21 protein-coding genes and 1 tRNA gene are annotated in these 22893 nt (G+C 64.0%); 10 read left to right on the forward strand and 12 right to left on the reverse strand.

Annotation, left to right across the window (positions count from 1 at the left end; genetic code table 11):
* Nucleotides 1-8: 8 nt before the first annotated feature.
* Nucleotides 9-1571, forward strand: a complete 1563-nt coding sequence (locus VFZ97_18580; protein ID HEX6395448.1) for a hypothetical protein — start codon at nt 9-11, stop codon at nt 1569-1571.
* A 34-nt stretch (nt 1572-1605) separates the two neighbouring features.
* Here VFZ97_18580 and VFZ97_18585 read toward each other — a convergent pair whose 3' ends face one another.
* From VFZ97_18585 to VFZ97_18605, 5 genes are all read right to left on the reverse strand, one after another.
* A complete protein-coding gene (locus VFZ97_18585) occupies nt 1606-2631 on the reverse strand; it encodes an NAD-dependent epimerase/dehydratase family protein (GenBank protein ID HEX6395449.1) in 1026 nt (341 codons plus the stop codon).
* A 13-nt stretch (nt 2632-2644) separates the two neighbouring features.
* The gene (locus tag VFZ97_18590; protein ID HEX6395450.1) at nt 2645-3448 is read right to left on the reverse strand and encodes an SDR family oxidoreductase; all 804 of its coding nucleotides are present in this window, start codon (nt 3446-3448) and stop codon (nt 2645-2647) included.
* Nucleotides 3449-3450: 2 nt separating this feature from the next.
* On the reverse strand, nt 3451-4485 hold the full coding sequence (locus tag VFZ97_18595; protein HEX6395451.1) for an NAD-dependent epimerase/dehydratase family protein: 1035 nt from the start codon (nt 4483-4485) through the stop codon (nt 3451-3453).
* Nucleotides 4486-4501: 16 nt separating this feature from the next.
* Nucleotides 4502-5503 carry an NAD-dependent epimerase/dehydratase family protein gene (locus VFZ97_18600; protein HEX6395452.1) on the reverse strand — a complete coding sequence of 334 codons (1002 nt, stop codon included), beginning with the start codon at nt 5501-5503 and terminating at the stop codon, nt 4502-4504.
* Between the two features lie 562 nt (nt 5504-6065).
* Nucleotides 6066-6138: transfer RNA gene (locus VFZ97_18605), tRNA-Ala, on the reverse strand.
* 200 nt (nt 6139-6338) lie between these two features.
* Here VFZ97_18605 and VFZ97_18610 point away from each other — a divergent pair.
* The 3 genes from VFZ97_18610 (at nt 6339) to VFZ97_18620 (ending at nt 10663) form a co-directional block, all read left to right on the forward strand.
* The gene (locus VFZ97_18610) at nt 6339-6983 is read left to right on the forward strand and encodes a DUF2461 domain-containing protein (GenBank protein HEX6395453.1); all 645 of its coding nucleotides are present in this window, start codon (nt 6339-6341) and stop codon (nt 6981-6983) included.
* Between the two features lie 43 nt (nt 6984-7026).
* Nucleotides 7027-9510 carry a leucine--tRNA ligase gene (leuS, locus tag VFZ97_18615; GenBank protein HEX6395454.1) on the forward strand — a complete coding sequence of 828 codons (2484 nt, stop codon included), beginning with the start codon at nt 7027-7029 and terminating at the stop codon, nt 9508-9510.
* A 136-nt stretch (nt 9511-9646) separates the two neighbouring features.
* Nucleotides 9647-10663, forward strand: coding sequence for an LLM class F420-dependent oxidoreductase (locus VFZ97_18620; GenBank protein HEX6395455.1), 1017 nt, complete (start codon nt 9647-9649; stop codon nt 10661-10663).
* Between the two features lie 25 nt (nt 10664-10688).
* Here the strand turns inward: VFZ97_18620 and VFZ97_18625 are convergent, their stop codons facing one another.
* Together VFZ97_18625 and VFZ97_18630 are read right to left on the reverse strand one after the other, a co-directional pair.
* A complete protein-coding gene (locus tag VFZ97_18625) occupies nt 10689-11555 on the reverse strand; it encodes a PAC2 family protein (GenBank protein HEX6395456.1) in 867 nt (288 codons plus the stop codon).
* An 81-nt stretch (nt 11556-11636) separates the two neighbouring features.
* Complete coding sequence (locus VFZ97_18630) at nt 11637-12707, reverse strand: phosphotransferase family protein (GenBank protein ID HEX6395457.1); 1071 nt, start codon at nt 12705-12707, stop codon at nt 11637-11639.
* A 62-nt stretch (nt 12708-12769) separates the two neighbouring features.
* Between VFZ97_18630 and VFZ97_18635 the strand changes: the two genes are divergently transcribed.
* From VFZ97_18635 to VFZ97_18650, 4 genes are all read left to right on the forward strand, one after another.
* Nucleotides 12770-13498, forward strand: a complete 729-nt coding sequence (locus VFZ97_18635) for a tetratricopeptide repeat protein (protein HEX6395458.1) — start codon at nt 12770-12772, stop codon at nt 13496-13498.
* Between the two features lie 69 nt (nt 13499-13567).
* Entirely contained in the window at nt 13568-14398 is an 831-nt protein-coding gene (gene folP / locus VFZ97_18640; GenBank protein ID HEX6395459.1) for a dihydropteroate synthase, read from the forward strand.
* Nucleotides 14395-15405: a DNA polymerase III subunit delta gene (gene holA, locus VFZ97_18645; GenBank protein HEX6395460.1), complete on the forward strand. Its 1011-nt coding sequence runs from the start codon at nt 14395-14397 to the stop codon at nt 15403-15405. Before folP ends, holA begins: the two co-directional genes overlap by 4 nt.
* A gap of 5 nt (nt 15406-15410) precedes the next feature.
* Nucleotides 15411-16295 carry a sulfite exporter TauE/SafE family protein gene (locus VFZ97_18650; GenBank protein ID HEX6395461.1) on the forward strand — a complete coding sequence of 295 codons (885 nt, stop codon included), beginning with the start codon at nt 15411-15413 and terminating at the stop codon, nt 16293-16295.
* A 6-nt stretch (nt 16296-16301) separates the two neighbouring features.
* Here VFZ97_18650 and rpsT read toward each other — a convergent pair whose 3' ends face one another.
* Nucleotides 16302-16589 (reverse strand): 30S ribosomal protein S20, encoded by a 288-nt coding sequence (gene rpsT, locus VFZ97_18655; protein ID HEX6395462.1) that lies wholly within the window; start codon nt 16587-16589, stop codon nt 16302-16304.
* A 48-nt stretch (nt 16590-16637) separates the two neighbouring features.
* The gene (locus tag VFZ97_18660; GenBank protein HEX6395463.1) at nt 16638-17066 is read right to left on the reverse strand and encodes a hypothetical protein; all 429 of its coding nucleotides are present in this window, start codon (nt 17064-17066) and stop codon (nt 16638-16640) included.
* A gap of 727 nt (nt 17067-17793) precedes the next feature.
* On the opposite strand from VFZ97_18660, the gene VFZ97_18665 reads away from it, so the two are divergent.
* Nucleotides 17794-18348, forward strand: coding sequence for a sigma-70 family RNA polymerase sigma factor (locus VFZ97_18665; GenBank protein HEX6395464.1), 555 nt, complete (start codon nt 17794-17796; stop codon nt 18346-18348).
* A 538-nt stretch (nt 18349-18886) separates the two neighbouring features.
* Here the strand turns inward: VFZ97_18665 and VFZ97_18670 are convergent.
* Nucleotides 18887-19453, reverse strand: a complete 567-nt coding sequence (locus tag VFZ97_18670; protein ID HEX6395465.1) for a DapH/DapD/GlmU-related protein — start codon at nt 19451-19453, stop codon at nt 18887-18889.
* Nucleotides 19454-19520: 67 nt separating this feature from the next.
* On the reverse strand, nt 19521-20186 hold the full coding sequence (locus VFZ97_18675) for a cytidylate kinase-like family protein (GenBank protein ID HEX6395466.1): 666 nt from the start codon (nt 20184-20186) through the stop codon (nt 19521-19523).
* A gap of 59 nt (nt 20187-20245) precedes the next feature.
* Here VFZ97_18675 and lepA point away from each other — a divergent pair, with 59 nt between their 5' ends.
* On the forward strand, nt 20246-22030 hold the full coding sequence (lepA, locus tag VFZ97_18680; protein HEX6395467.1) for a translation elongation factor 4: 1785 nt from the start codon (nt 20246-20248) through the stop codon (nt 22028-22030).
* On the opposite strand, the gene VFZ97_18685 is transcribed toward lepA, so the two are convergent.
* Entirely contained in the window at nt 22031-22891 is an 861-nt protein-coding gene (locus VFZ97_18685; protein ID HEX6395468.1) for an aldo/keto reductase, read from the reverse strand.
* Nucleotides 22892-22893: the final 2 nt, after the last annotated feature.

Raw genomic sequence — 22893 nt, forward strand, 5'->3', positions numbered from 1 at the left:
GACATCCGATGAAGCTCTCCAGGCTGCGGCGTCTTCGGTGGTTGGTCGTCGGCCTGCTCGTCTTGGGTGTGCTCCCCTTTATCGCGTTCGTGCTCGGGACGACACCTCCGACTCCGGCTCGCGCGTCCCTACACAACAGGAGTCACACGTCGAGCACGACGATAACCAATCCCACCACGACTTCCTCGATTGCGACCACCACAACCGTGGCCCGCCCGAGCACCGCATCAGTCACTCGCTCCACGGCCACGACCGTGGCGTCGTCCCGGACCGCCGTTCCCGCGCCGGTGACGATTCCGGCCTCGCCGCCTCCCCACATCGGGATTGGAATCTCTGCTGGCCAGGATGCCAACGGTCTCAACGGCTGGGTCCCGAACAGTCATATTCCCTTCGACTACACGTATCAGTACCTTTCCGGCGGAGTCAACACCGGCCACGGTTGGCAAGGGTGGAACACCGACGCGGAGTTCCCCGTCTCCTATGCCGAGTCAGCCGCCGCGGGTGGCCACACTCCGGTATTCCCGTATTACATGCTTCGTCAATCGAATGGGCCCTGCAACAGCTGTGCAGAGGCCAACGTCGACCTGGCCAACCTGAACAGCCAGACGGTCATGACGTCTTATTACGCCGACTTCACGACCCTCATGCAACGCCTCGGACCCGGGACATACGGAGGCTTAACCGGGTTCGGCGGAAAAGTGATCGTACAGCTTGAGCCGGACCTCTCCGGCTATGCCGAGCAGGCAGTCCTCGATGCTTCGCACTGTTATAGCTTCTGCACCGGGGGCGCAAACGATCCGAACAATCTCACCGCCTCGGTTGCGAGTTCAGGTGATCCAGATGTGACGGCCTATCCGAACAGTTACCGAGGCTTCAATCTCGCCCTCCTCCATCTAAGAGACCTGTACGCACCGAATGTTGAGCTCGCCTTTCATATCAGCGACTGGGCCTCATTGCAGGACATCGGATCGTCGACGAACCCGAACCTGAACGTTGTCAGTCTTGGGAGCGAAGTCGCCGCATTCGCCAAGGCCAGCGGCGTCGGTGGCGCCCCAGCCGGGACGTCTAACTACAACCTCCTCTTCAACGACGTCAGCAACGGCGATGCGGGGTATTACTCGACCGTCATGCACGATTCCTCGGGATGGTGGGACACCCTCAACGCGACGTTCCCGAACTTCCATCGTTGGGAGCATTACCTCGGGACCATCACCAGCCAGCTGGCCAAGTCCGCCTTCGTGTGGCAGATTCCACTGGGCAACCAGTGGTTCGACACGGAGAACAACACCAAGGGTCACTACCAGGACAACAAGATCTCCTACTTCTTCGACCACATGGCGGAGCTCTCCGATATCAAGGTCACCGGGCTGCTTTTCGGTAGCGGCGTCTCGGGGAGCACTGTCAACTTCGACGGGATGAAAGACGGAGTAACCAACCCGTCTCCTACATGCAACAGCTCGGGCGTTAGTAGCGGGACCGTGTGCGCCAACCGCACGTCCAGTGTCTCCGATGACGACGGCGGCTATCTCCGAATTGAGGCGGTAGCGTATTTCGCATCCCACCCTGGATGAGTGGTGGGAAGGTTGTCAGGGCAGCAAGGATTACCTACGAGACGGCCGCTTCTGACCGGTCGTTGACTGTCCAAGCAGGGCCGTATTCCTGCTCGTACCACCGGCAGCTGAGGCGGACTCCCTCGCGCACTGTTACCTTCGGTTGGTAGCCCAACCGCTGACGGGCCTTCTGGATCGAGTGGCGATTGGCGGTCCCGTAAAGCTTGACCCCATGCCGGGTGACCACGGGGGAGCCATTTCGTGTGAAGCCGGCCGCTCCCTCGGCGACGGCGGCAGCGGTCAAAGCGAGAGGGTACGGCACGTGGATTCGCGGAGGTCTAACACCCAGATCGACTGCGACCGAGTCGAGGAAGGATCTCTGGGTGAGCGGCTCGTCATTCGTGATATTGAACGCCTCCCCTTCAGCCTCCTGCGCGTCGGCGCACAGAAGCAGCCCTTGTACCACATCAGTTACAAAGACCAAAGGCAAGAAGTTGCGACCTGACCCGATCACGATCGCCTTGCCGGCGCGGATCTTTTCGGCCACCCGAGCGAAGTTGAGACGGTCGTGAACTCCGAAGATCGTTCCTGGTCGCACTATTGCTGCTGGCAGGGCGTGCTCTTCAATCCACCTTTGCACCAAGAGATCGCCTTGAGCCTTGGTGATCCAGTATGGGTCGTCGCCTGGTGCCGGTTTGACGCTCTCCTCGAGCGCCCACCCCCGGTTGATCCCATAGATCGTCCAGGAACTTACATGCACAAGGCGACGAATGCCGGACGCGAGCACTGCGCGGCACACGTTGTCGGTACCTTGGACGTTCACCTCTGCGTACTCCTTCATCGGGACCCACTGGCCCTGCAGGGCCGCGAGGTGGAAGAGCGTGTCTACACCGTTCGTGGGTGCCTCTAGCGATTCGCGGTCGCAGACGTCCCCGCGGTAGACCTGCACACCGAGCTCCTCCAATTGCCGAGTGTTCTCAGCGGGCAAGACGAGGGCCCTGACGGAATCGCCTCGGTCCAGCAGGGCTTCAACCAGATGGCGCCCCAATAATCCGGTTGCGCCTGTGACGAGTGCCTGCACGGGGTCTCCTTTCCTAGATAGATGCCGGGGGCTCCGCGTACGCGGGCATCTTGCTTCCTTCGGGCTGGCCCCGGTGCCTCCACGAGAACGCGGCATCCGCGAGACCAGGAGCCACCCGGTCCAACCAGACAACTCCGAGATACTTCGTGGGCACAACACGGTCCCGGCGGGGCCGCTTGGCGATTCGAACGATTGCCTTGGCGACCGCCTCCGGCCCTGGCATCTCCTCATCGAGGGAGCGAGTCATCGCGGTGCGGATGTTTCCTGGCGAGACGAGGCAGACAGAAACCCCGCTGCCAGAGAGCTGTCGCCGCAGTGCCAGCGAGAATCCTCGCACACCGAATTTGGTTGCCGAATAGAGAGGCTCTATCGGCACGTGCCCCGCTACGGAGCCAACCGAGATGATCGTTCCCGTTCGGCGACGCTGCATGTCTGGCAAGACGGCGAGCGACAATTGCACGGTGGCCAACAAATTGACGGACACGACCCGGCGAACCTCATCGGGCGACGTGTCCCCGAGCCTTCGAGACCAATTCACGCCTGCGTTGTTCACGAGGATATCGATTGGTCCGAACTCTTTGGATGTCCGCTCGACAAGGTGGGATACCTGTACGGGATCGGTCACGTCGGTAGGGATCGCCAGAACTCGTCCGCCGGCCTCAACGACTTCGCGCGCCCGTTCCTCCAGCATGCCGCTTCGCCGTGCAGCAATGACCACCCGAGCACCTTGCTGGCCGAATTCCATTGCAGTCGCTGCTCCGATTCCGGAGCTCGCTCCCGTTACCAGCACAACACTTCCATCGAGTGACCGGCTCATCGTCAGCTCTCTAGCCCAGTTCGGATACCGGCGACGGCGTGAGATCCTGATGCCGTGTCCCGATCGAAGTACCACCTGCAAGCGGTGCGTACAGCGTCGTCTGCACGTACCTGGGGCTCGAATCCCAGCTCCGCTTGGGCCTTTGCGATCGAGATCCAGTTGTTCGCGCCATATAGCTTGACCCCATGCCGCGTAACGAACGGTCTGATCCGGTTGTTCGTTATCCGTGCGACTCTCTCGGCGATGCCTGCGGCGGCGTAGAGCGCCGCGTAAGGGACATGTCTTCGTGGCACATTGACGCCGCACTCATCCGCGATGATCGACAGGTATTCGATTTGGTTTATCGGAACGTCCGGTCCGAGGTTGTATACGTTGCCGAGCGCTCCAGCCGACTCGAGTGCCAAGAGCAGGCCGCGGACCATGTCGGCCACGTCGAAGAGTAGAAGGGCATTGGCGCCCGACCCGATCACGACACCTTTTCCGGATCGAATCCGGTCCGCCATCCGACCGAAGTTCAACTGGTCACCGGGTCCAATCAAGGTTCCTGGTCGGATTACTGTCGCCGGAAGGCCCTCGTCGAGTACAAGACGCCTCACGAGCTCATCGCCCTGCGCCTTCGTCAGGCTGTATGGCTCATCGAGCGGAGAGAGAGGGTCGCTCTCGGTCGCGGGGCGGTCGCCGGAGGTCTCGTACACCATCGCCGAGCTGACGTGGATCAATCGACCAACACCGGTGCCCATCGCGGCGCGACAGACGTTCTCGGTTCCTCGAACGTTAACGGCGAAGTAGTCGCTCATCGGACGCCAGACACCGATCATCGCCGCCAGATGGAACACAGCGTCAACACCATCGAACGGCGTCCGAAGGGTATTGGGGTCGAGGATGTTGCCGCGGTAAACGGCCACGTTGCGCTCTTGAAGCCAGGTGGTGTCCTCAGCATCTAATGCAAGGACTCTTGTGGAATAGCCGCGATCCTGGAGCGCGCTGACGAGATTGTGGCCGAGGAACCCGTTTCCTCCAGTGACAAGGATTTCCAACGAGCAAGCCCCTTAGCTAGTGAAGAGCGGTAGTCAACGCCTGGGTGCGAAACCAAGCGACGCTGTCTCGGACCCCGGCTTCTAAACCAAACTTGGGGACGAATCCGAGTTCGTGACGTGCGCGGTCGACGATGAAGCGGTTCTCACCCCCGAACTGCTTGAGGCCGAAACGGGTCACCGGTGGCGGTTGTTTGCTTCCCATGATCCGAAATGCCGTTTCTACCGATCCCGCCAGTGCAAGGGCCGGGCGATACGGGATATGGAACCGTGGGGTTGCGGCTCCAAGCTCCTCGGCGATCCTGCTGAGAAAGTCGAGCTGGGTCGTGGGTTCGTCGTTGACGAGGAGGTAAGTCCGACCGACGGCGTGTCGAGCCTCGCTGGCCAGGAGGATCCCACGCGCGGCGTCACTAACGTGGATGAGCGGCATCTGATTGCGCCCTGACCCGATAATGACCATCCGGCCACCATCGATAAGTCGCGCAATCCGACCGAAGGTATGGGAATCTCTCGGTCCGTAGATCATTCCGGGCCTGACAATGGTCACTGAAGCATTCTCTTGGGCGATCCGTTGCTGCAAGACTTGCTCGGCCTCGAGCTTCGTGCGCGTGTATGGATCGCCGTCGGAAACCAGAGGGCTTGATTCGGTGGCGGTACCCCTGACGTCGGCCCCGTGAACGGTGATCGAACTCACGTGGATGAAGCGTTTCACGCCCGCCTGCAGCGAGGCGTTCAGCAGCCGCTCGGTGCCTTCGACGTTGATTCTGTGGTAGTCGAAATAGTGTCCCCATGGTCCGGTCTTTGCTGCGCAGTGCAGTACAAGTTCGGCTCGGTCGACAGCGCGTTCGAGGGAGTCCCGGTCGTCGAGGTCGCCATAGCAGATGTCCGCGTTCGTTTCCGTCAACGCGGTGACGTCCTCCCCAGGTTGCACGAGCGCGCGTACCGCATATCCCGACGCGCGCAGGGTTTCTGCGAGGTGGCCTCCGAGGAATCCCCCTGCTCCAGTGATTAGTACCGTCATTCGATCAACTGAAGGTCAGGGCCGCGCCGATGCGTGGAGCGGTCTCGCCGTGTCTGGCTGTGCGAATGTCACCTAGAGCGAACTCCATAACGATGTTGAGAGGAAGCAGGCGCTGGTTTGATACATTGGCGCCCGGATTTGCGGACTCCCCGGACTGTGAAGGCCGCGCGGGCGGGGCCGGGGCGAGGCGTGCTACTCGTCGAACCCGTAGGTTTTCCCCACCTACTTCCCGCGCTTTTCCCCAAGTTCATCCACTGGACTTTGGCCGCGCATGTGCTTTGATAAACGACGGCCGACGGCCCCTGACAAGGAAAACGTGCGGCCGACCCATCGAGGGGGAGGATCTGAGTCCCGGCGGTTGTTGCGGGCTTCCAGACCCCGCGACAAGGAACTGCCGGAGGAGCCGTGTCCCTCCGGCCGCTGGAGACCCCCGTCCGACCTCTCGGGGGTCTCCATTCCTTTCCGGGGTTTGGTTCGAGCCCGCGGGCGCCCCCGCCGATTCGGACTGAAAGCAGTGACATGGCGCCGGCTGGCCCCTGAAGCGCCGGCGGGTGCCTGGAAGTGGAGCTGACGGGAATCGAACCCGTGGCCTCTACAATGCCATTGTAGCGCTCTACCAACTGAGCTACAGCCCCGCAACGGAGCCCCCAAAGCTACCACTGGCGCGCAGATGGCGTCGCCGTCACACCCGCTTCATATCGTCTCGGTCCATGAGTGGGACACCTTCGGAAGTGGGCGCCCGCACCGGGTGTCACTTGCGCCTCGGCCCGACCCTGAATAACCAATCGAAGGGCATCCGCTTTGCCGCCGACTACGCGGTCGGTACATTCGAGCCGTGAGGTTCAAGGGCTGGCCCGTAACCGCGTTGGAGTTCTACGAAGGCCTCGAGGCCGACAACTCCAAGGTCTACTGGAACGACCACAAGCATCTCTACGAGCAGCATGTACGAGCCCCGATGGAGGCACTCCTCGCCGAGTTGGCCGGCGAGTTCGGCGAGGGCAAGATCTTCCGGCCGTACCGGGACGTGCGGTTCAGCGCCGACAAGTCGCCCTACAAGACGGCGATGGGAGCGACGGTGGGCGACGGATACGTTCAGATCTCGGCGGAGGGGTTGTTCGTTGGATCGGGGATGTACCACCTGATGACCGATCAGCTCGAGCGCTACCGCAAGGCCGTCGATGCCGAGACGTCCGGTGAGGAGCTCGAGAACCTGATCGTCCGGCTGAGGAAGTCGGGGCTCGACGTTCACGGGACCGACCCCCTGAAGACCGCGCCCAAGGGGTTCGCGAGGGACCACCCTCGTGTGGAGATGCTCCGGTACAGGGGCATCATCGCCGCCAAGCGGTTCGCGGTCGCCGCATGGCTGGGAACCGCCAAGGCCAAGGCAGAGATCGTCAAGGTGCTGAAGGCTGCGGCGCCGCTCAACGACTGGCTGGCCCGCAACGTCGGGCCTTCGACGATGGACGAGCCCCGCCGTTAAGCCACCGGGCCGCGGCTCCTGTCGCCAGTACCCTGTAACACCTATGGCAGAGCAGTACGATCCCCAGGCCGTCGAGTCCAAATGGCAGCGGCGCTGGGAAGAGGAAGGCGCTTACGAGGTCGAAAACGATGACCCGCGTCCAACTCAGTTCGTCCTCTGCATGTACCCCTACCCGAGCGGCCCAGCCCACCAGGGTCACGTCCGGAACTACACCTTCGGCGATTTGCTCGTTAGGCACCGGACGATGCAGGGCTACGCCGTCCTGAGCCCCATCGGCTTCGACAGCTTCGGTCTTCCCGCCGAGAACGCTGCGATCAAGACCGGAGTCCACCCGCGGACGTTCACCGAGGCGCGCATCGAGGAGTTGAAGGCGAGCCTCAAGCGCCTCGGCGCCTCCTACGACTGGAGGCGGGAGCTCAGGTCCCATGACCCGCTGTACATGCGTTGGAACCAGGTCATTTTTCAAAAGTTCCTCGATGCCGGACTGGCGTACCGGAAGAACGCGCCGGTCAACTGGTGCCCCGGCTGTCACACGGTGCTGGCCAACGAGCAGGTACTTCCCGACGGCACCTGCGAGCGCAGCGGCGACCTGGTGGTCAAAAGAGACCTGGAGCAGTGGTTCTTCAAGATCACCGCTTACGCGGACGAGCTGCTAGAAGCCATCGACGGGCTCGAATGGCCGGAGCGGGTCAAGACCATGCAGCGAAACTGGATCGGCCGTTCCGAGGGCGCCGAGTTCGATCTTCGGGTCGACGGGCGCGACGACCTGCGGCCGATAAGGGTTTTCACCACCCGTCCGGACACCGGCTTCGGGATGACGTTCGTCGTCCTCGCGCCGGAACACCCGCTCGTCTCCGAGATCACCACCGACGACCACCGCGGCGACGTCGATGCGTTCGTGCAGCGGGTCAGCACGGAATCGGAGATCGAGCGGCAATCAAGCGAGGGCGCGCTGGAGAAGCGGGGGGTGTTCACCGGCGCGCACGCAATCAACCCCTTCAACGGCAAGCCCGTTCCGATCTACCTCGCCGACTATGTCCTGATGACCTACGGCACCGGTGCGATCATGGCGGTACCGGGGGAGGACCAGCGCGACTGGGACTTTGCGACGGCCTATGGGCTGGACATCATTCCGACGGTTCAGCGTCCGGAAGGCTGGCAAGGCGAGGCCTACACCGGGGACGGTCCCCGCATCAACAGCGAGTGGCTCGACGGCATCGTCGATACGGCGGAGGCGAAGAGCCGCGCGATCGAATGGCTCGAATCGCGAGAGATCGGCGCCAGAAAGGTCAACTACCGCCTGCGTGATTGGCTCCTGTCACGGCAGCGCTACTGGGGTTGCCCGATCCCGGTGATCCACTGCCCGACGGACGGGATCGTCAAGGTGCCCGAGAACGAACTCCCCATCCTGCTGCCGGACGACGTCGAGTTTCGCCCCACCGGCGAGTCGCCCCTTCGCTACCACGAGGCCTTCCTTCACACGACGTGTCCGACGTGCGGGGGCCCGGCGGAGCGCGAGACGGACACCATGGACACCTTCGTCGACTCGTCCTGGTACTTCCTGCGCTTCTGCAACCCCTGGACGACCGACCATGCCATCGACGTCGAGGCCGCGCGCGCGTGGATGCCCGTCGACCAGTACATCGGCGGGATCGAGCACGCCATCCTGCACCTGTTGTACGCCCGGTTCTACACCCGAGCCCTGGGCGACGTCGGCTTGAGCCCGCGGGAGGTGCGGGAGCCGTTCGCACGGCTGTTCACCCAGGGAATGATCACCATGGACGGCTCGAAGATGTCCAAGTCCAAAGGGAACCTGGTCGCGCCCGAGCGTTACTTCAACTCGGTGGGTGCGGACTCGTTGCGGTTGTACCACCTGTTCGTGGGGCCGCCTGCCGACGACTTCGACTGGAGTGAGCAGACGGATCAGATGCTGGAGGGGTGTCATCGTTTTCTGGGACGCCTGTGGCGCCTCGGGCTGGGTGGCCTGGAGGGCGCCCACGTTGTCGACCGTGATCGTCAAGCATCGGATGTCGAACTGGAAAAAGAGACCCACAGGCTGATCGACCGGATGAGTGCCGACTACGAGCGCTGGTCGTACAACACCGCGGTGGCCCGGGCCATGGAATTTGTCAACCTGGTGTACAAAGCCTTGCAGGGAACGGACGGGGTCGCCCGATCAGTGCTGGACTTCGCGGTCGACTCCCTACTTTTGCTGCTCGCGCCGATGACGCCACACATCACGGCGGAGTTGTGGGAGCGCCGCTACCCCGACTCGGCCCCTGTTCACTCGCAGCCCTGGCCCGCAGCTGATCCGGACATGGTCGCGGTCGAGCAGGTGACCATGATCGTCCAGGTGAACGGCAAGCTCAAAGATCGGCTGACTGTGGACGCCTCGATCGACGAGGCCGAGGCGATCCGCCTGGCTCTGTCGTCGCCGAAGGTCGCCGAGGCGCTGAAGGCTGCCGGACTCACCGAGCCAAAGCGGGTCATCGCCCGACCGCCGGCGCTGGTCAACGTCGTCATCTAGGACCCTGGCAGGTAGACGCCGGCGGGCCTTTCCAACCTTTAGTGGAATGCCTTGGGCGAGGGGCACCGCTTTGTGGAATGAAACGGGGGCCATGGAGCCGCCGGCCAGCGCTCGTGAGCACCGATATGCTCCGGTCATGAAAATCGACGGGGGGATCCGGCCAAACCTTCGCCACGCGGCAGCCGATGCGCAGAAGGCCGAACAAGCCGGGTACGACGCCGTGTGGACCGCTGAGACATCGCACGACCCGTTCCTGCCGCTGCTCCTGGCGGCGGAGCACACTGAGTCGATCGGTCTGGGAACGGCCATCACAGTCGCCTTTGCCCGCAATCCGATGACCACCGCGAACACGGCCTGGGACTTGAACAGTTACTCCAACGGGCGTTTCATGCTCGGCCTCGGATCCCAGATCAAAGCCCACATCGAGAAGCGGTTCTCGATGCCGTGGTCGCATCCCGCGCCTCGCATGAAGGAGTTCATTTCCGCCATGAGGGCAATCTGGGACTCTTGGCAGAACGGGACCAAGCTCGACTTTCGCGGCGACTTCTACAACCACACTCTGATGACACCATTTTTCAACCCAGGTCCCAGCGAGTACGGCACGCCGAGGGTGTTTCTCGCAGCTGTGGGCGAAGGTATGACACGAGTGGCCGGCGAGGTGGCCGACGGGATGCTGGTCCACGGGTTCACGACCGAGCGATACCTGCGCGAAAGGACATTGCCGGCGGTCCTCGAAGGGCTCGCGAGGTCGGGCCGTACGCGGGCCGAGTTCCAGCTCTCGTATCCGGCGTTTGTTGTCAGCGGCGAGACCGACGCGGACATGGAGGCGGCCGCCGGCGGGACGAGGAAGCAGATCGCCTTCTACGGATCAACGCCCGCGTACCGGCCGGTCCTGGAACTGCACGGCTGGGGTGATTTGCAGACGGAGTTGAACACGCTGTCCAAGCGGGGCGAGTGGGACGAGATGGGACGGTTGATCGATGATGACGTGCTGAACGCGTTCGCCGTCGTAGGTTCCGCGGACGAGGTACCGAAGCTGCTCAACGAACGATTCGGCGACGTCGTCGATCGGCTCAACTTCTACACGCCATACGAGGGGGCAGCGAGTGCGACGATCCCGCGCGTCATGGCCGGACTGCGCAGCAAGGGGTAAGCGCCACAGGCAAACGCCTCTCGGGTTATCGCTGATCGCGCAGAAACTTCTCGAGCTCAGCGGCGATCTCGTCGCCTGACGGGATCTCGCCGAAGTTGGTCGCCGCCGCGCCCTGCTCCTCGTCGTACTGCGTCTCGAGTTGCTTGACCAGCGCGAGGTGCTCTTCGCTTCCGGCCAGCAGCTGATCGATCTGCCGGTGGGTGGCGGTGGCAGCCGCCTGGAGACCCGAGACGTCGACCTCGATCCCGGTGAGCTGAGCGAGCCCGCCGACCAACGCGGCTGACGCGGCCGGGTAAGCCATCGCCGCCGCGTAGTGGGGCACGCGCGCCCACAGGCCGACGGCTGGTGTTCCAGCCTGTCCGAACGCGACTTCCAGAGCCCCCTGGACGCCCGACGGAACATCGATTCCGGCTGGAAGAAAGCCGACCTGAGCGGCTAGGTCGGCTTCGGTCGAAGTCCCCACCAGTCGCACGGGCCGGGTGTGCGGAACCGGCGCCGGAAACGCCCCGAGGCCCAGCACCATCTCGACTTCGAGTCGCGACGCAAGAGCGACTACTTCCTGCAGGAAACGGTTCCACTTCATGTCTGGTTCGGGCCCGGTGAGTATCAGCACGCTCCGACCTGTCCGGTTGGTCGCCGCGAGGAGGCGGATCTCCGGCCACCGCAGCTCGGTGTCGACACCGTTGACGATCCGAAGCGTGGGCCGCCGGGCACGGTAATCCACCAGCTCGTCGGCATCGAAGGTTGCAATCACCTCATACGGCATCGAGGCGACGAGATGGGCGACCGCGGTCGCGGAGCCCGCCCCTGCATCGATCCATCCCTCCATGGCGACCACCAGGATCGGTCTCTCCAGCGCCGGCCATGAATGGACCTGTGCCAGCTCCGTCATCGGATAATCCTGGTCAACGTCATGTGACCATCCTGGTCAATCTCATAGACCATCCTGGTCAATCTCATAAGACCATCCTGGTCAGGCTCCGAGGCTTAACGTCGCGGCCCGGGCCTGACTGGCAAGCCAGGCGATGCTGTCGGGGTAGCCGCCCGCGTCGAAGCCATCGTTCCCCATCGCACCCCCGACGTAACGCGCGTAGACGCCTTCAAGGATGCACGCGAGCTTCCAGTAGGCGAATGCCACGTAGAAGTCGATCCGCCCTATGTCCCGGCCGCTCACCTGGGTGTATTGCTTGGTCAGCTCGTCTCTGGTGATGAACCCGGAGGCCGTTGTGGGGGACCCTCCAAGCACGGAACGCTCGCCCGGCTCGGGCCAGTAGACGAGCAGCTGCCCGACGTCGGCGAGCGGGTCGCCGAGGGTGCACAGCTCCCAGTCGAGCACCGCCAGCATTTCCCCATCGGAGGAGACGATGCAGTTGTCGAGCCGGTAGTCACCGTGGACGATCGTTGCGGGACCCTGCTCGGGAATCCTGGCGCTGAGGAAGTCGTGGATCTCGACCACGTCGGCGAGCGTCGTCCCTCCGCGTGATTCGTTCGCGGCCCGGTAGTTGGCGTACCACCGCTTCAGCTGCCGCGCGATATATCCCTCGGTGCGGCCGAGATCTCCCAGGCCGACGGCCGCGGGATCGACGGAGTGGATCTGGGCCAGGGTGTCTATCAAGGACAGGCTCACCTTTCGGCGGGCATCGGCGTCCAGATTCTGCTGAGCGATCTCGGCGGTGCGGGCGATTATGCCGTCGACGAATCCCATTACATAAAAAGGAGCCCCGTTGACGGCCTCGTCCGTGCACAGCCCTAGAGCGGGCGGCACCGGCACTCCGGCAGGGCCCAACGCGGAGATGATCTTGAATTCCCGGCTCATGTCGTGCGCGGTAGGCAGGATGTGCCCAGTCGGTGGCCGGCGCAGCACGTAGCGGTGGGCTGCGGAGTCATCTACCTCGAACGTGAGGTTCGATCGCCCTCCTGCGACGAGACTGAACGTGAGAGGCGGCACCGCCCCGGGCACGTTGTCCTCGAACCAGGCGGTGACCTTCGGCACGTCGATACCGGCCGTAGCCTGGGTACCCTCGGAGGCAGCAGGGTGATTCATGCCCTGAAAACTAACCTGCGCCCGCCACGCGGCACAGTTTGCGACACCCGGAGGATCGCAGAATGGCAATCGACGTAACAGATGCCACTTTCGAGACCGACGTGCTGGAACGGTCCACGACCGCCACGGTCGTGATCGACCTGTGGGCCGACTGGTGCGGTCCGTGCCGCGTGCTCGGACCGATCCTCGAGAAGGTCGTCGGCGAGACGGCCGGGGTGGACCTGGTCAAGATCGACGTAGACGCCAACCCGCGATCAGCCGCGACCTTCCAGGTTCAGTCGATCCCGGCGGTGTACGCGATACGTGACCGGAAGGTCGTTGACAGCTTTGTCGGAGCACTTCCAGAGCCGGCCGTTCGGCAGTGGATCGCCGGACTGACCCGTCCCCCGAGCGAAGTGGACCGGTTGGTGGCCGCCGGCGACGAGGCGTCGCTCCGCAAGGCGCTTGAACTTGAACCGGCCAACGAGAAGGCGGTGATGGCGTTGGCGACCCTCCTGATCGACGGCGGTGCGGCCGGGGAGGATTCGCGGGAGGAGGCGCTGTCGATTCTCGCTCGCCTTCCGGAGACTCCAGAGACCCGCCGGCTAGCGGCACAGGCACGGCTTGGGTCCGAGCTCGCATCCGCAGAGTCGAACGGGGACGGCGTCGAAGCCAAGCTGGACGCGCTTCTCGAGAAGGTCAGGGACGACGACGGCGCAAGGCAGGAGTTCGTGGATCTTCTCGAGGTGCTCGGACCCGACGATCCTCGAACCGCTTCCTACCGCAGGGCGCTCACCGCGAAGTTGTTCTGAGCTGTTCCGAACCGTTCCGAACCAAACCGCAGCCGGTCGGGACTGAATGGCGCACTAGGGTCGCCGGACGTGTTGTTGGAGCTGGGCGACCGGGCTTTCGATTTGACCTCGCGGTCTCTCGTCATGGGAATCCTGAACCGGACGCCGGACTCGTTCTATGACCGCGGCTTGTATTGGGACATGGACGCGTTCTACCGCCGCGCCGAGCAGCTGGTGGCAGAGGGCGCTGACATTCTCGACGTGGGAGGCGTGAAGGCCGGTCCAGGACCGGAGGTCACAGAAGCAGAGGAGCTCGATCGGGTCGTTCCCGCAGTCGCCGCTCTAAGTCAACGCTTCGACGTTCCGCTGTCCGTGGACACGTGGCGGGCCGCGGTAGCCGGCGAGTCTTTCCGAGCCGGCGCGGTCATGGGTAACGACATCAGCGGCTTTGCCGACCCCGGCTATCTCCGCGTCGCGTCGGACGCCGGCGCGGCGGTGGTGGCGACGCACATCCGGCTCAGGCCGAGAGTCGCGGACCCTGAGCCCCATTACACCGACGTTGTCGCCGAGGTGTCCGAGTTCCTCGTGCAGCGTGCCAAGACTGCGCGCGACGAGGGCATACCCGACTCGCGGATCGTCCTCGACGCAGGACTCGATCTCGGCAAGACCGCCGCGCAATCGGTCGAGTTGCTCAGAGCGTCTGATCGCCTCACGGCCCTCGGTTGGCCGGTCCTTCTTTCTGCGTCCAACAAGACGTTTCTCGGAGTCGAGTTCGACCTGGAAATCGGCGACCGGTGGGAGGCGACCCTCGCTGCTCATGCTTTGGGTGTCAGCCTGGGTTGCCGCATCCTTCGTGCCCACGATGTTCGAGCGGCCCGCCGGGTGTGCGACACCATTGCAGCGGTACTCGAAGCCCGATGACTACGCCGACTCTGCTTTCGTTCCCGGTGGTCCTAGTCGATGGAGATGATCCTTCTCTCATCAGTGAAGCTCTGGCCGGGATGATGCGCGAGCTCGTCGGGGATGCCGACCGGGACCTGGTGGTAGAGGACTACCGGGGGGACAACGTCGACCTGGCGGCGGTGGCAGACAGCTGCGCGACTCCGCCGTTTCTTTCCGACCGTCGCGTAGTGGTCGTTCGTGACGTGGGGCGTTACTCCACCGATGAGGTGGCTCCTCTTATCGCCTACCTCGAGGACCCGTTGCCGTCGACGGTGCTGGTTCTCGGTGCGGGGGAGGGAAGCATCGCCCCCAAGCTGGTCGCCGCGATCAAGGCCAAGGGCCACGTCCAATCCACGAAGGTCGCGCCCAGGGAGGCAGCAGACTGGGTGAGGGCTCGGCTGCGATCGGCTCCGGTGCGACTCGACGCGTCCGCGGAACGACTCGTTCTCGATCACCTCGGCGAGGACCTCGGGCGGCTCGGCTCGCTGCTGGATGTCTTGGCATCGGCTTATGGCGAGGGCGAGCGAGTCGATGCTGGCGCCGTCGCTCCCTACCTTGGCGAAGCGGGATCGATCGCTCCGTGGGACCTCACCGACGCGATCGATGCGGGACGCACCGAAGACGCCCTGAAGAACCTTCACCGGCTTCTCGGGTCCGGTGAGCGCCACCCGCTCGTCGTGCTTGCGATACTCCACCGGCATCTGCAGTCGCTGCTGAAGGTCGACAGCCCTTCAATACGCACGGAGGCACAGGCCGCTGAGGCGATGGGGATCGCCAAGGGGCGCAGTACGTTTCCCGCCAAGAAGGCGCTGAACGCCGCTCAGCGATGGGGGTCTGCCGGCATCGCTGATGGAATCGGCCTCGTCGCTCGAGCCGAGCTCGACCTCAAAGGCGCAAGCTCCTGGTCGCCCGAGGCGACCCTCGAAGTCCTCGTTGCCAGGTTGTGCTTCCGCGCGCGGTCGGGGCGGGCGTCGGGCGCCCGCTGAGCTCCGTGGATCTCACCGCTCTCGACTATTTGGCTGCGGCGGGAGCCGCGGGCGCAGCCGGAGCGATCAACGCGCTTGCCGGGGGCGGAACGCTCGTGTCGTTTCCGACACTGGTAGCACTCGGGGTCGCTCCCGTTTCCTCCAACGTGACCAACACCGTGGCCCTGGTCCCCGGATACCTCGGTGGCAGCTGGGCGCAGCGCGACGAGCTTTTGCCCCAGCTGAAAAGGACTCGGCTGCTCAGCGCTGTGAGCATCGCGGGGGGACTGGCGGGATCGATCCTTTTGGTGAGTCTGTCCGAGCATGCGTTCCGCGAGGCAGTGCCGTACCTCATCCTGCTGTCGTCTGTCTTGCTGCTCGCGCAGGATCGGGTTCGGCGCCTCGCGGGGACTCACGACGAGGACGAGGCGCTCCACGCTCCCGAAGTTGTCGACGTCTCAGGACGCGCCGCCGGGCCGCCGGGGGTGGACGCGGGGCCCGGCACGGGGGCAGTCGCACCGGACGTGACCGCGTCCACCCGCCGCGAGGGCGGACCAAAAATGCGGCCTGCCCTGGTGATATTGGTGTTCGCCGGCGCAGTGTACGGCGGCTTTTTCGGGGCCGGTCTGGGAATCATGCTTTTGGCCATTCTCGGCATATTCACCACCGAAAGCCTGACCTCGTCCAACGCCCTGAAGCAGGGGCTGTCATTCCTCATCAATGTGGTCGCGGCGGTTTTCTTCGCATTCTCGGGCCACGTTCTGTGGTCGCTCGTTCCGGTGATGGCCGTCGCGAGCATCGCCGGCGGCTTCCTCGGAGGGCGGTTTGTTAGCCGGATAAGCGGTGAGTTGTTGCGGCGCTTGGTCGTGATCGCCGGGGTCGGAGTGGCGATCGCTTTTTGGGTCGGATAGCGCCGGCTACTCGCCCGAGCCGGCTTCCGGGCCGCCAGTCAAGGCGTTGATCCGCCGAACGAGCCGCGACTTACGGTTCGCAGCCTGATTCTTGTGGATGATCCCGCGTGCGGCGGCCTTGTCCAGGCGCTTCACAGCAACACGCAGATCCTCCGCCGCGGTCTCAGCGCCAGAACTGGCGGAGGCGACGGCCTTCTTGATGCGGGTCTTGACCTCTGACTTGGCTGCCTTGTTGCGAAGGCGTGCTTTCTCGTTGGTCAGGTTGCGCTTGATCTGGCTCTTTATGTTGGCCACGGGGGGTTCCTACCACTCGACTCGGGAACCCGGAGATGTTAGCAGCGATCAGACTTGGAACCAGTCGCTCCAGAGCGTCGGCTCGCCGCCGGACTCGAACGAGAGTCGGACCACTCCGTGGGCTATGCCGTCGAACCCGAACGAGCCGTCCGCCACGGCCTTTACCAGGGCCACCTCCGAGCCTTCGAGGTGAAGGACCGCCCTCGCGAACTCGCTCCCGTGGACGGTCCCACGAAGGATTGTGTCCGATGCGCCGACCGAGACTTGCAGGTCGATGGTCGTTGCGCCCGTCTTGAACTTCAGGAGGTGCGCACCCGCGGGGTCGCCGCGCTCGACGAGAGAGTCGGACACCAGTTCGGCAACTGGGCCGCTCGCCCTCTGGGAAAAAGCATCCCGGGCGCGCTTGATCGCGCCTTCGGGCACGGGATCCAGGCCGCCTTGTCGCCGCGGGTCGTCGTCTTCCATCGATCCGCCCATCAGAAAACCACGCTAGAGAACTTCATGACCCACTATCAGGTTTCCCTGTCCAACGTCCTTTGGCAAGCACCGTCCGCCGGCGCATTCTTCCCAATGTATTTAAATTAGCCCCTTTCCCCCGGAATGTATCAAATAGTACTGTCCGCCCCCGAGGGGAAGGGGCGCAGGTTGGCGGTACTGAAATCTCGGATTGACGCGATTGTCCCTTGTGGAAGGGATTTGCGCGTAGCAGAGTGTTTTGGGCAAATCTTCTGTTTTAGCGTGAGGGGCTGAAACGACGACATGAGGGCGCTTGGGCTGAGGCGATGCGCGCGAGGGGCCGCGCGGGATCCGGGGCACCCGTGGAGCTCACCGGTCTCGATGAAGAAATGAGCGGACTTGGGTATCAAATGGCCGATTGCGGCCTCGTTGGTCCGTGTCCGACGAGGGGTATTGGGCGCGAGCTCATTTCTGGTCTTTCTCGTCTGACCGAAAGTTCATGTTCCGTTGCTTTCAGCAAGCTCCGGATACAGAGTGACAAATACCGGTTTGGGGTTGATTGGGCGAAGGGGCCAGTACATCGATGACGGTTCAATCCAGCGCAGCGCTTGGGGGGCAATTTCTGGACGGCGGAACCGGTGGCTTAGCCGCTGAACAGGGCTTTTCCGCCGCTGACAATCCGGCTACCAGCCGGGTAGAACGGAGACGCCGCGCTCGCGGGTTAGACGCTCGACAGGAGGTCGGGAGTTTGGTCGAACAGGCAGCGGTAGGAAGTCAGGACGCGTGGAACGCGCTGGTCGACCGCTTCGCGTCGACGGTCTGGGCGATCGCCCGCGGGCACCGGTTGAACCCTCACGACGCCGCCGACGTCTTCCAAACGACATGGCTGCGCCTGGTCGAACATCTCGACAGGATCGAGCACCCCGAACGGGTTGGCGCCTGGCTTGCTACCACGGCCCGCCACGAGTCGCTGCGGGTGCTGCGCGTCGGAGGGCGGCAGCTCCCGAACGGGGCGGATTTCGACACAATCGCAGACGATCGTGTCGATCGCGCACCCGACTCCGATCTCATCTCCGCCGAACAGAGCGAACTGCTCAACCAGTTGGTTGAGCTCCTTCCCATTCGTTCTCAGACGCTGTTGCGTCTGCTGAGCGCCGATTCACCCCTCAGCTACAAGGACATCAGCGAGGCGCTGTCAATGCCTATCGGGAGCATCGGGCCTACCCGGGCCCGGGCGCTCGAGCAGCTTCGCCGTCTGGCCGCCGCCTCCGGTATCAATCTCGAAGACGTATTTACCGGCTGATTCCTGAATCTTTATAGACGGCTAGGGTCAATCCCGGCCGCACAAAACAAAAGCCCAACCGGCTGCCTGATATGGATAGGCAGGGCAATTGTCACGTTCAGAAATCACGTCACCACAATCCGAAGTATTTCTCGCCGGTGTCGAATCTCCTTATAAGTCGATGGAGTCTCTGCAGGGGGATGGGACACGATGAAACGGCCAGATCCCTTACCGTTCGGCGCCTCGCGAGGCAGGGGCCGACGCCGCACCGCGCCGCTCCAGCCGTTCGACACGGTCCCGCCCGAACTCGTGGAGGCCGCCAAAAGGTTGTTCGAGCAGCGCCATCAAACCGGCCCGCAAACCCGGGGGCCGAAGGCTGAGCCGAGCGCGGGGCCGGTTGCATCGGAAGAGGGTCCCAACGAGACGGGGCGTTTCCACCTTCGGCAGAAGAGCCTGACGTTCTCGGCGAGGAGGTGGAAGCTTTCCTGGTAACCCCCGCCCGCCGAGCCCGCCGAGCCCGCCGAGCCCGCCGAGCACAACCGACCCCTGAGCTCCCCTTTCAGCCGCCCTGGATGACCCGGGCCGGTATCCCGACGGCGGTGGCCCCGCCGGGGACGTCGCAGACCACGACGGCGTTGGCACCGATCAATGCTTTGTCTCCCACCGTCACCGGCCCGAGGATTTTGGCGCCCGCTCCGATGAACACATCGTCGCCAATCACCGGACGGCGCTCGCCGCGATAGTCCCAACCGACGGTCACACCCTGATGGACCTGACAGTTCGCGCCGATCGACTCGGCGGAAAGGATCGTCGCCTGGCCGTGGGAGATGAACAGACCCGGCCCGATCGGGGTGTCGCCCAGGTCGAGCCCCGGGACCGTCTTCCACCAGCGAGCTGCCATCCGGCCGGCGAGCGCGCCGAGGGGATTGCCGGCCGCGAGACGGTGGTAGAAAACCCCGCGGAACTCCGGGAAGGCGTACAGCAGACGGGCGAGCATTCGCGACCGATCGTCGACCCAGAGAAGCTCGGCCCATCGGTCGACGTCGGCGTCGATCACGTCACGCTGGTCGGTGAGCTTGTAGGCACCGAGCAGCGGGAGCGATGCAAGCGCCCTGACCCCTTCCATTTGAACGAGGAGCCACGCGGCCAGCCGCTCGAGCCGCGGTCGCGCGCCCGGGCCATGCGGACGTTCGCTAGACAGCAGATCCCTCGAAGAACTTGCCCGCCGCGAGCGATATGACCTCGACGGCCGGCTCGATGCCGAAAACCGTCGGATCGATAACAAGGTGGTACAGGGAGCAGTCGGCCGGATCGACCCTGTAAAGCCGCTTCACGAAGAGGGTGCGGGCCTTGTCGGTCTCCGCCTGGCGCTGCCTCGCGGCCTCTACGTCGAGGTGCTCGAACTGCGCAGCCCAGGCGACCCTTCTGTCAACCGGGCCATCCAACCGGACGTGGAACGTCTTCGGTCGATCCCTCAGAGCTATGGCTCCGGCCCTGCCCAGGATGACCGCCGGCTCGCCGGCGGCGACGTGGCGCAACGCTTCCTCGACAGTGACTCGAATGTTCTCGTCGTCGTCGATGATCGGATCAGGTGCCATCATCGCTCCGACGCTGGCCGCCCTGGCGAAGTAGCTGAGAAAACGACCCGCGGGCGCGATCTCCCGTTCCCCCTCGCACAGGCTTTCCCGCGAAGCAGACCTTGCCTCCTCTCGCGCGACGTCCTGGGACATGTCGGCCGATATGAGCCGATCAACGAAAGGCAACCCGAGAACCTCGGACAGCCGGGGCGCGATGACACTGCCACCGGTTCCGTAGGTGGCCGATACCGTGACCACCGGCTCGAAGCCGCTCCGAGTCATCGGTCACACCCTAGGTGTTCCGGCCCTCGAGTTGCGGTTGGGCCACACTGGAAGGCCTCGTGAACCTAGAACGCATCCGCAACCTTTCGATCGTCGCCCACGTGGACCACGGCAAGTCCACGCTGTCCGACCGCATACTCGAACTCACCGGCGCGGTGGACGCCCGTGACATGCGCGAGCAGTACCTCGACTCGATGGACATCGAACGGGAGAGAGGCATCACCATCAAAGCCCAAAACGTGCGGGTGCACTGGAAGGGCTACACCATCCACCTCATCGACACGCCCGGGCACGTCGACTTCGGCTACGAGGTCAGCCGCAGCCTCGCCGCGTGCGAGGGGGTCGTGCTCCTCGTGGATGCCGCCCAGGGGATCGAGGCGCAGACCCTCGCCAACGCCTACCAGGCTCTGGAACACGACAAGGAGATCGTCGCGGCTCTCAACAAGATCGACCTCCCGGCAGCGGACCCGGATCGTTACGCCGGCGAGATCGAGCGGGTCCTCGGCGTACCCGCCGGCGAAATCCTGCGACTCTCGGCCAAGACCGGGGAAGGCGTTCCCGAGCTGCTCGACGCGATCTGCGACCGGATCCCGCCGCCGTCCGGCGATCCCGACGCGCCCTTGCAGGGCCTCATCTTCGACTCGTACTACGACCAGTACCGCGGCGTTATCAGTGCTGTGCGGGTGGTCAACGGAACCCTTGTGTCCGGCTCCCGAGTCCGTTTCATGCAAACCGGCCGCACCCACGACGTCGAGGAGATCGGCGTCCGTACGCCGGTCAACGTGACCGTCGCATCTCTCGGTCCCGGTGAGGTCGGGTACCTCATTGCCGGCATCAAGGACGTCGGCGAAGCGCGTTCTGGTGAGACGGTCACCTCACCGAGCCGCCCGGCCGCCGAGCCTCTGTCGGGCTACCAGGACCCCAAGCCGATGGTCTTCTGCGGCCTGTACCCGGTGGAGGGCGACGATTTCGCCGACCTTCGAGACGCACTCGAGAAGCTTCGGCTCAACGACGCTTCCTTCACTTACGAGCCGGAGACCTCGGGCGCGCTCGGCTTCGGTTTCAGGTGCGGTTTTCTCGGGCTGCTGCACATGGAGATCGTGAGGGAACGTCTGGAACGCGAGTTCGACCTGTCTTTGATCGCGACCGCCCCGAGCGTTGAGTACCGGGCACACCTGACAGACGGTTTCGTTGCCGAGGTCCACAACCCCTCCGATATGCCCGAGCCTCAGAAGCTCGACTGGATCGAGGAGCCGTACCTCACCGCGACGATTCTCAGCCCGACCGAGTACACCGGCACACTGATGGACCTCTGCCAAAGCCGGCGCGGCGAGATGCAAAGGATGGAGTACCTGTCTCCCGAACGGATCGAGTTGGTTTACCGGATACCGCTGGCCGAGGTGGTGATCGACTTCTTCGATGCGCTGAAGAGCCGCACCAAGGGTTACGCCAGCCTCGATTACGAGCCCGCCGGTTGGGACCGCGCCGACCTGGCCAAGATCGACGTCCTGCTCAACGGCGTCCCCGTCGACGCGTTCAGCTCGATCGTGCACCGAAGCGCGGCGCAGGAATACGGCCGCAAAATGACCGAACGGTTGAGGGAGCTCATCCCTCGCCAAATGTTCGACGTCCCGATACAGGCGTCGATCGGCGGGCGCATCATTGCCCGAGAGACCGTGAAGGCCAAGCGCAAGGACGTTCTCGCCAAGTGCTACGGCGGCGACATCACCCGCAAGCGCAAGCTGCTCGAGAAGCAGAAGGAAGGCAAGAAGCGCATGAAAAATATCGGGCGGGTTGAAGTGCCACAAGAAGCCTTCATTCAGGCGCTGCGGCTCGACGAGTAATCAGCCCGCGGCGTTCAAGCGGTCAATGTGCTCGGGCGTCAGGTGGACTTTGGCCGCGTTGCAGTTCTCCTCGAGGTGGCCGACCGAAGAGGTCCCCGGAATCGGAAGAATCACCGGGCTGTTGGCGAGAAGCCAAGCGAGGGAGATCTGCGCCGGCGTGGCGCCGGTCTCTTTCGCTATGTCGTCAACCGGGCCGCCAGGTTCGGCGAGACGTCCCGCGGCGATCGGGTGCCAAGGGATGAAGCCGATGCCCTCGGCCGCGCAATGGTCGAGTACGTCAACCGAGGAACGGTCGGTGAGGTTGTAACGGTTCTGGACGGTGACCACTGGGAGCGTCTTCTGGGCGCGCAGCAGCTCGTCGAGCGAGACGTTGGACAGACCGATGTTCTTCACCTTGCCTTCGCGAAGAACGTCGGACAGAAGGCCGAACTGATCGTCGGCGGGGACCTCGGGGTCGATGCGGTGGAGCTGGAAGAGGTCCAAGCTGTCGACGGCCAAGCGTCGAAGGCTCATCTCTACCTCCTGCCGGAGGTACTCAGGGCGGGCCACCGGGTGCCACTCGCCGGGGCCGGTCCGGACCAGGCCGGCTTTGGTCGCGATGGTGAGCCCCTCGGGGTAGGGGTGGAGGGCTTCGCGAATCAGGTCCTCGCTGACGTACGGACCGTAGGAGTCGGCCGTATCGATGAAGTCGACCCCGAGATCAACCGCCCGCCGGAGCACCCGGATGCATTCCTGGCGGTCGCGTGGCTCCCCCCAGACTCCACGCCCGGTCAGTCGCATTGCCCCGAACCCGAGCCGGTGGACGGTGATGGAGCCCAAGGTGAACGTTCCTGACTGTGCCACCGGTTTCGCGTCGACCATGG

The organism is Acidimicrobiales bacterium (assembly GCA_036378675.1).
Classification (GTDB): domain Bacteria; phylum Actinomycetota; class Acidimicrobiia; order Acidimicrobiales; family Palsa-688; genus DASUWA01.

Coding starts and splice junctions, on each gene's coding strand:
- leuS (HEX6395454.1), top strand. CDS start 7,027: ATGGCAGAGCAGTACGATCCCCAGGCCGTCGAGTCCAAATGGCAGCGG.
- VFZ97_18670 (HEX6395465.1), bottom strand. CDS start 19,453: ATGGAAGGGGTCAGGGCGCTTGCATCGCTCCCGCTGCTCGGTGCCTAC.
- holA (HEX6395460.1), top strand. CDS start 14,395: ATGACTACGCCGACTCTGCTTTCGTTCCCGGTGGTCCTAGTCGATGGA.
- VFZ97_18630 (HEX6395457.1), bottom strand. CDS start 12,707: ATGAATCACCCTGCTGCCTCCGAGGGTACCCAGGCTACGGCCGGTATC.
- VFZ97_18635 (HEX6395458.1), top strand. CDS start 12,770: ATGGCAATCGACGTAACAGATGCCACTTTCGAGACCGACGTGCTGGAA.
- VFZ97_18590 (HEX6395450.1), bottom strand. CDS start 3,448: ATGAGCCGGTCACTCGATGGAAGTGTTGTGCTGGTAACGGGAGCGAGC.
- VFZ97_18600 (HEX6395452.1), bottom strand. CDS start 5,503: ATGACGGTACTAATCACTGGAGCAGGGGGATTCCTCGGAGGCCACCTC.
- VFZ97_18620 (HEX6395455.1), top strand. CDS start 9,647: ATGAAAATCGACGGGGGGATCCGGCCAAACCTTCGCCACGCGGCAGCC.
- VFZ97_18675 (HEX6395466.1), bottom strand. CDS start 20,186: ATGACTCGGAGCGGCTTCGAGCCGGTGGTCACGGTATCGGCCACCTAC.
- VFZ97_18625 (HEX6395456.1), bottom strand. CDS start 11,555: ATGACGGAGCTGGCACAGGTCCATTCATGGCCGGCGCTGGAGAGACCG.
- VFZ97_18685 (HEX6395468.1), bottom strand. CDS start 22,891: ATGGTCGACGCGAAACCGGTGGCACAGTCAGGAACGTTCACCTTGGGC.
- VFZ97_18580 (HEX6395448.1), top strand. CDS start 9: ATGAAGCTCTCCAGGCTGCGGCGTCTTCGGTGGTTGGTCGTCGGCCTG.
- VFZ97_18660 (HEX6395463.1), bottom strand. CDS start 17,066: ATGGGCGGATCGATGGAAGACGACGACCCGCGGCGACAAGGCGGCCTG.